The following is a 7,659-nucleotide window of genomic DNA, read 5'->3' on the forward strand; positions in this document are numbered from 1 at the left end:
CGCGAAGGCGGTGTATCAGAAGCTTATCCGGCGGCTGACACACTGCCTTCGCGAGCAAGCCCGCTCCCACATTCAGTTCTCTATTGCTCCTGATTAATCCCCCGTTAACCCCCCTCTGTTTAAACCACTCTCTGTGTGTAAACTTGCGGCCATTGGCACAACCAAACAAAGGGAAACGGGGATGAGTGACGAATTGCGTTTAGGCAGGGAGCGGCGCTTTCTGGTGTTGCTGGGCATCATCTGCCTGGCGCTGATCGGCGGTGCGCTGTACATGCAGGTGGTGCTGGGCGAGGCGCCGTGCCCGCTGTGCATCCTGCAACGCTATGCGCTGCTGTTGATCGCGATCTTCGCGTTCATCGGCGCGGCCATGCGCACCAAGGGGGCAATCACGTTGTTTGAAGGCCTGGTGATCCTCAGCGCCCTCGGCGGCGTGGCGGCTGCCGGCCATCACGTGTACACCCAGTTCTTCCCACAGGTCAGCTGCGGCATCGACGTGCTGCAACCGATCGTCGACGACCTGCCGCTGGCCAAGGTGTTCCCCCTGGGCTTCCAGGTGGACGGCTTCTGCAGCACCCCGTACCCGCCGATCCTCGGCCTGTCCCTGGCGCAATGGGCGCTGGTGGCGTTCGTGCTGACCGTGATCCTGGTGCCCCTGGGCATCTATCGGAATCGTCAGCGCCAGGGCTGAACCGTTACACAAACGCCCCGGTCCTTCTTGAAGGAAGGCCGGGGCGTTTTCGTATGTAGGGATTTGTGAAAGGGCTGTGACGAGGGGCAAGTTTAGGTGCGCGCAGTGTGCGACATGTTGTCACACGGACGCTGTCGCAGGACGTTTCTGACCCGCCGATCGGCCGCTTAAATTTGCACCGAGCGGTCAATTTGTGCTGTCAGTTCGTCGTTTGCAGCGGCCTCGCACGCTTCGGTTGTTCGAGGCTCGCGGTGATCTCTGAATGCCTTGTTTTATGGGGGCTTGCATCGGTTTGCCTTGCCCTTACGACCTGTAGGGGATGCGACTCACTGACGAATAACACGGCAATTTTTGTGGTTTTTGTTGAGAATCGAACGCGATAAGATCGCGAACCGTTGCAATAATGGTGAAGGATTATTGCTGTAATCGATAAAAATTATTTCTTTATAAGACATGGTTTATACATCGCTAGCTAACTACAATCGCCCGCACTGAATGTCCGGTGCTGTTCAATATTTGAGCATTGGAGCGGTCGAGGGGCAGATGGATGGCTCTGTGCGACCCCAGGTTCCGGCAGCCTTTCAACTATCCGCACCAAATGGAATTGGTCTGTAACAAGGCCTTTAACCACGAAATCGAATAAGAACTCACCGCAGGTCCGTGAAACGTAGAGTTATGACGTGATGGGCAGGCTCTTATTCAATCGAAGAGAAATGCCAACCCTTGGCAGGGTGAAGTGTTGGCGATCAAAACCCAACTGCATTGCGCAAGCTGCTTTAGAGGTCGTGAGATGAGTAAAAACAGGTACCCCCGATTACTAGGCTTTTTGCCGCTGCTTGGCATGATGTTAATGCTGGGAGGCTGCAAGTGGACCTTGATGGACCCAAAAGGACAGATCGGTCTGGATCAACGCAACCTGATCATCACCGCGACCCTGCTGATGCTGTTGGTCGTGGTGCCTGTGATCATCATGACGTTCGCCTTCGCCTGGAAATACCGCGCGTCGAACACCAGCGCGACCTACGCGCCGAAGTGGTCGCACTCCACCAAGATTGAAATCGCGGTGTGGCTGGTTCCGATCCTCATCATCATCGCCCTGGGTTACATCACCTATAAGTCGACCCACGAGCTGGACCCGTACCGTCCGCTGGAGTCCGACGTCAAGCCGATCAACATCGAAGTGGTCGCGCTGGACTGGAAGTGGCTGTTCATCTACCCGGACCTGGGTATCGCCACGGTTAACCAGATCCGTTTCCCGGAGAACACCCCGCTTAACTTCCGGATCACCTCCGACGCCGTGATGAACTCGTTCTTCATCCCTGCCCTGGGCGGTCAGATCTACGCGATGGCAGGCATGCAGACCCGACTGCACCTGATCGCCAACGAAAAAGCTGAAATGGAAGGCATCTCCGCGAACTACAGCGGCGCTGGCTTCACCGGCATGAAATTCAAAGCGATCTCGACGAGCCAGGAAGATTTCAACGCCTGGGTAGCCGAAGTCAAGGCCGCACCTAAACAGCTTGATCAAGCTGAATACGATGCCCTGACCAAACCGAGCCAGAACAACCCAGTCGCCCTGTACTCCACGTATGAGCCGAACCTGTTTCAGAAAATCGTCGACAAGTACGAAGGTATGAAGCCAGGCAAGCCGGTCAAGCACGAGAAGAAAGAAGTGGCCGCGGTTGAAGGTTCTGACACGGGCTCGCATTCAACTGCTGGGGCAGAGGAGTAAACGATGTTTGGTAAATTAAGTTGGGATGCGGTCCCGTTCCACGAGCCGATCGTAATGGTGACTATCGCCATGATCGCGCTGGGTGGTCTGGCACTGTTTGCAGCAATCACTTATTTCAAGAAGTGGACCTACCTGTGGACCGAGTGGCTGACTTCGGTCGACCACAAGAAAATCGGCGTCATGTACGTCATCGTTGCCATGGTCATGCTGCTGCGTGGTTTTGCCGACGCCATCATGATGCGTACCCAGTTGGCCATGGCCACCGAGGGTTCGCCTGGCTACCTGCCACCTGAACACTATGACCAGATCTTCACCGCCCACGGTGTGATCATGATCATCTTCATGGCGATGCCATTCTTCACCGGCCTGATGAACCTTGCCTTGCCGCTGCAGATTGGTGCCCGTGACGTTGCCTACCCGTTCCTGAACTCCCTGAGCTTCTGGCTGCTGGTTTCCGGCGTGGTGCTGATCAACGTGTCCCTGGGCGTCGGCGAATTCGCCAAGACCGGTTGGGTTGCGTATCCGCCATTGTCGGGCATCCAGTACAGCCCTGGCGTGGGTGTGGACTACTACATCTGGGCGCTACAGTTATCAGGGCTCGGGACGACATTGACGGGGGTCAACTTCCTGGCCACCGTCCTGAAGATGCGCGCTCCTGGCATGAAACTGATGGACATGCCGATCTTCACCTGGACCTGCACCTGGGCCAACGTCCTGATCGTGGCTTCGTTCCCGATCCTGGCCGCTACCATGGCGCTGCTGTCGCTTGACCGTTACCTGGATTTCCACATTTTCACCAACGAACTTGGTGGCAATCCAATGATGTACGTGAACCTGTTCTGGGCATGGGGTCACCCTGAGGTGTACATCCTGATCCTGCCAGCGTTCGGTATCTTCTCTGAAGTGATCTCGACCTTTACCGGCAAGCGCCTGTTCGGTCACCACTCGATGGTCTACGCCTCCGGCGCGATCTCGGTACTGGGCTTCATGGTGTGGCTGCACCACTTCTTCACCATGGGTTCGGGGGCCAGCGTCAACGCCTTCTTCGGCCTGGCGACGATGCTGATTTCGATCCCGACGGGGGTGAAGCTATTCAACTGGCTGTTCACCATCTATCACGGCCGTCTGCGTATCACCAGCCAGGTCCTGTGGACCCTGGGCTTCATGGTGACCTTCGCCATCGGCGGCATGACCGGCGTACTGCTGGCCATCCCGGGTGCTGACTTCGTGCTGCACAACAGCCTGTTCGTGATCGCTCACTTCCACAACGTGATCATCGGTGGTGCGGTATTCGGCTACATCGCTGGTTTCAGCTTCTACTTCCCGAAAGCGTTCGGCTTCAAGCTGCACGAAGGTTGGGGCAAGGCTGCATTCTGGTTCTGGATCTCGGGCTTCTTCGTCGCGTTCATGCCGCTCTATGCACTGGGCTTCATGGGCATGACCCGTCGTCTGAACGCCACTACCAACCCTGAGTGGGTGCCGTACCTGTACGTCGCCATGTTCGGTGCGGTGATGATTGCTGTCGGTATCGCCTGCCAGCTGATCCAGCTGTACGTGAGTATCCGTGACCGTAAGCAGAACGCTTGCGAATCCGGCGACCCATGGAATGGCCACACCCTGGAATGGTCGACTTCGTCGCCACCACCGTTCTACAACTTCGCCGTGATCCCTACTGCGAACACCATTGATGCGTTCACCGAAGCCAAGGAAGACGGTACTGCGTACCAGCAACCGAAGCACTACGAACCGATCCACATGCCAAACAACACAGCCACTGGCGTGGTGATGGGCGGCCTGCTGACCGTGTTCGGTTTCGCGATGATCTGGCACATCTGGTGGCTGGCAATCGTGAGCCTGGTAGGCACTATCGGTTACTTCATCATCCACGCTGCCCGTGATGATCAAGGCTACATGGTGCCGGTCGAAACGATCGAACGCATCGAAGCCGAGCAGCACGCTCGCCTGGTAGCCGAGAAGAAAATCCCGGCCAACCGTGTAGAAACTTCGTTGGAACAGGCTTAAATCATGTCGAACTTAGTGACCAATGCTGGACACGCCCATGTCGATGACCATGGGCACGATGACCATCACCACGACTCGGGGCCGATGACCGTTTTCGGTTTCTGGCTCTACCTGATGACCGACTGCATCTTGTTTGCGTCGATCTTCGCGGTGTACGCGGTACTGGTAAACAACGTAGCGGGTGGCCCGTCGGGCCACGACATCTTCGAACTGCCTTACGTGCTCGGCGAAACCGCCTTGCTGTTGTTCAGTTCGATCACCTACGGCTTCGCCATGTTGGCCTTCTACAAGGGCAACAAGAAGGGCGTACTGAGCTGGTTGGCACTGACCTTCCTGTTCGGCCTGGGCTTCATCGGCATGGAGATCAACGAGTTCCACCTGCTGATCTCCGAAGGCTACGGTCCGCACCGTTCCGGTTTCCTGTCGGCGTTCTTCACGCTGGTCGGCACCCACGGTCTGCACGTAACTGCCGGCCTGCTGTGGATGGCGGTGATGATGTATCAGGTCAATAAACACGGCCTGACCAACACCAACAAGACTCGCCTGAGCTGCCTGAGCCTGTTCTGGCACTTCCTGGACGTGGTCTGGATCTGCGTCTTCACCGTTGTTTACCTGATGGGGACTCTGTAATGGCTAATGCACACTCCCATGACCATGACAGCCATGATGCGAGCCACGGCAGCGTAAAGTCTTACGCTATCGGCTTCATCCTGTCGGTAATCCTGACGCTCATCCCGTTTGGTCTGGTGATGTACCCGACTCTGCCAAAGTCGATCACCTTGATGATCGTATTGGCGTTCGCGGTGATTCAGGTTCTGGTTCACCTGGTGTACTTCCTGCACCTGGATCGTTCCAAAGAGCAGCGCGATAACGTGATCGCGTTCGTGTTCGCAGGCCTGGTAATCCTGCTGCTGGTTGGTCTGTCGATATGGATCATGTTCAGCATCCATACGTTCATGATGGCGAAGTGAGGTAAGACCCGATGTCGCTTAAGCACTTTATCCAAATCACCAAACCGGGGATCATTTTCGGTAACGTGCTTTCTGTGGCGGGCGGCTTCTTCCTGGCCTCCAAGGGACATGTCGATCTGGCCATCTTCCTGGCTGCAATGATCGGTACGTCCCTGGTGGTAGCTTCCGGTTGTGTCTTCAACAACTGCATCGACCGTGACATCGATATCAAGATGGAGCGCACCAAGAATCGCGTGCTGGTCCAGGGCCTTATCTCCCTGAAGCTGGCACTGATCTACGCGACCGTCCTGGGTGTTGCCGGTGTGGCACTGTTGTACAAGGTGGCCAACCCGTTGGCGGCGCTGTTTGCCGTGATCGGCTTTGTCATCTACGTCGGCCTCTACAGCCTGTACCTCAAGCGCAAGTCGGTTCACGGCACGCTGGTGGGCAGTCTGTCGGGGGCGATGCCGCCGGTGATTGGTTATGTAGCTGTGACCAATAGCTTCGACATGGCCGCGCTGACGCTACTGGTGATGTTCAGCCTGTGGCAGATGCCGCATTCCTACGCCATCGCGATCTTTCGCTTCAATGACTACCTGGCTGCGTCGATTCCGGTCCTGCCGGTCAAGCGTGGCATCCAGGTGGCCAAGAAACACATCCTGCTGTACATCCTGGCCTTCCTCGTGGCGACCTTGATGTTGACCTTCAGTGGCTACGCCGGCATGAGCTACCTCGCCGTCGCTGCCGCCATGGGCATGTACTGGTTGTACATGGCCTGGACCGGCTACAAGGCGGTGGATGACACCGTCTGGGCGCGCAAGCTGTTCGTGTTCTCGATCTTCACCATCACCGCGCTCAGCGTGATGATGTCCCTGGATTTCCAAGTGCCGAAAGAGCTGTTGCTGACCTACGCTCACTGAGTGTCACAGCGTTGAAAAAGCCCCGCCTTCGAGAGAAGCGCGGGGCTTTTTCTTGGGCGCCGGTTTAAATTCGTCCAGGATTATCTCGTCATACCTCTCTGTACGAGCTGTGCGAATCCATCCCCGGTCTACAAGGAGTAGTTACCATGGTCAGCGTTAGTCGTCGGTCCCTTCTTGCCTTTGGCGCTGCGTTACCCTGGCTGGGGCGCCTGGAGTGGGCGGTGGCGGCCCCGTCGAAACCGACTGACGCGGTGCTGCTCAACTACAACGAAAGCCCCTACGGCCCCTCACAGGCGGCGCGCGAAGCCATGGCGCGTGGTATCGCCACCTCCGGGCGCTATCCCTACCCGCACATGTACGCGCTCGCCGCATTGTTTGCCCAGCAGCAGGGCCTCGCCGCAGAGCAGGTGGCGGTGTTTTCGGGCTCCATGGCCGCCCTGCGCTATGCCGTGTTGGCGTTCACCAGTGCCTCTCGTGGCCTGGTGATGGCTACGCCGTCCTACGAAGTGCCGCGCCAGGCCGCCGAGTCGAACAAGGCGCCGGTGCATGAAGTGAACCTTGGCGCCGACCACGCCCACGATATCCCCGCCATGCTCGCCGCCGATCCCCAGGCCGGCATGCTCTACCTGTGCAACCCCAACAACCCTACCGGCACCATCACCCCGCTTGATGCCATCCGCCTGGCGCTGGCGAACAAACCCTCCGGCAGCGTGCTGGTGGTGGACGAGGCCTACATCGACTTCGCCGACGTGCCCAGCGTTGTCAGTTGGGTCAAGGACCACGACGACCTGCTGGTGCTGCGCACCTTCTCGAAAATCTACGGCCTGGCCGGCGCCCGCCTGGGCATGACGATCGGCCATCCGGCGCTGCTGGAACGGTTGGCGGTGTTTGGCGGCGACAACGTCCCGGCGGGCACCACCTTGCTCGGCGGGCTGGCGAGCCTCGAAGACATCAAGCTGCTGCCCCAGCGCAAGGCGCTCAACACGCAACTGCGCGACGAGACCGTCAACTGGCTCAAGGCCCGTGGCTTTACCTGCACGGCGTCGCAGAGCAACTGCTTCATGATCGACGTGAAGCAACCGGCGGAGCAGGTCGTCGAGACGCTGGCCGCGCACGGCGTGATGATCGGAAGGGTGTGGAAGAATTGGCCGCAGTGGGTGCGGGTGACGGTGGGGAACAAGCGGGAGATGGCGCGGTTTCGCGAGGTGTTTGCGCAGGTTGAACGGGGCAGTTGAGTCCGCATTGTTCAACATGTGCGCGCTGCTATTTGAGCGACACAAATCAAATGTGGGAGCGGGCTTGCTCGCGAATACGGTGTGTCAGCCAGAACCTTTCTCGCTGATCCAC

At 57.9% G+C, this 7,659-nt stretch carries 7 protein-coding genes and 1 pseudogene; 7 read left to right on the forward strand and 1 reads right to left on the reverse strand.

Annotated features, from left to right (window positions below):
- Positions 1 to 181 precede the first annotated feature (181 nt).
- Positions 182 to 688: a disulfide bond formation protein B gene (locus QMX97_RS30900; RefSeq protein WP_065908531.1), complete on the forward strand. Its 507-nt coding sequence runs from the start codon at positions 182 to 184 to the stop codon at positions 686 to 688.
- 472 nt (positions 689 to 1,160) lie between these two features.
- On the opposite strand, the pseudogene QMX97_RS32135 reads toward QMX97_RS30900, so the two are convergent.
- A pseudogene (locus QMX97_RS32135) lies at positions 1,161 to 1,451 on the reverse strand (hypothetical protein).
- Between the two features lie 27 nt (positions 1,452 to 1,478).
- On the opposite strand from QMX97_RS32135, the gene cyoA reads away from it, so the two are divergent.
- The 6 genes from cyoA to QMX97_RS30930 all read left to right on the forward strand — a co-directional run bounded on the left by cyoA (position 1,479) and on the right by QMX97_RS30930 (position 7,547).
- Positions 1,479 to 2,420: a ubiquinol oxidase subunit II gene (gene cyoA, locus QMX97_RS30905; RefSeq protein WP_053132079.1), complete on the forward strand. Its 942-nt coding sequence runs from the start codon at positions 1,479 to 1,481 to the stop codon at positions 2,418 to 2,420.
- Between the two features lie 3 nt (positions 2,421 to 2,423).
- Complete coding sequence (cyoB, locus tag QMX97_RS30910) at positions 2,424 to 4,442, forward strand: cytochrome o ubiquinol oxidase subunit I (RefSeq protein WP_065908533.1); 2,019 nt, start codon at positions 2,424 to 2,426, stop codon at positions 4,440 to 4,442.
- A 3-nt stretch (positions 4,443 to 4,445) separates the two neighbouring features.
- The gene (locus QMX97_RS30915) at positions 4,446 to 5,072 is read left to right on the forward strand and encodes a cytochrome o ubiquinol oxidase subunit III (RefSeq protein WP_010206435.1); all 627 of its coding nucleotides are present in this window, start codon (positions 4,446 to 4,448) and stop codon (positions 5,070 to 5,072) included.
- Positions 5,072 to 5,413, forward strand: a complete 342-nt coding sequence (gene cyoD / locus QMX97_RS30920) for a cytochrome o ubiquinol oxidase subunit IV (RefSeq protein ID WP_010206434.1) — start codon at positions 5,072 to 5,074, stop codon at positions 5,411 to 5,413. The genes QMX97_RS30915 and cyoD overlap by 1 nt, the downstream gene beginning before the upstream one ends.
- Positions 5,414 to 5,424: 11 nt before the next feature.
- Positions 5,425 to 6,312, forward strand: a complete 888-nt coding sequence (gene cyoE, locus QMX97_RS30925; RefSeq protein WP_003194050.1) for a heme o synthase — start codon at positions 5,425 to 5,427, stop codon at positions 6,310 to 6,312.
- 146 nt (positions 6,313 to 6,458) lie between these two features.
- Positions 6,459 to 7,547, forward strand: coding sequence for a pyridoxal phosphate-dependent aminotransferase (locus QMX97_RS30930; RefSeq protein WP_282398176.1), 1,089 nt, complete (start codon positions 6,459 to 6,461; stop codon positions 7,545 to 7,547).
- Positions 7,548 to 7,659: the final 112 nt, after the last annotated feature.

It is taken from the genome of Pseudomonas sp. PS01298 (assembly GCF_029959745.1).
Lineage (GTDB): Bacteria > Pseudomonadota > Gammaproteobacteria > Pseudomonadales > Pseudomonadaceae > Aquipseudomonas > Aquipseudomonas aylmerensis.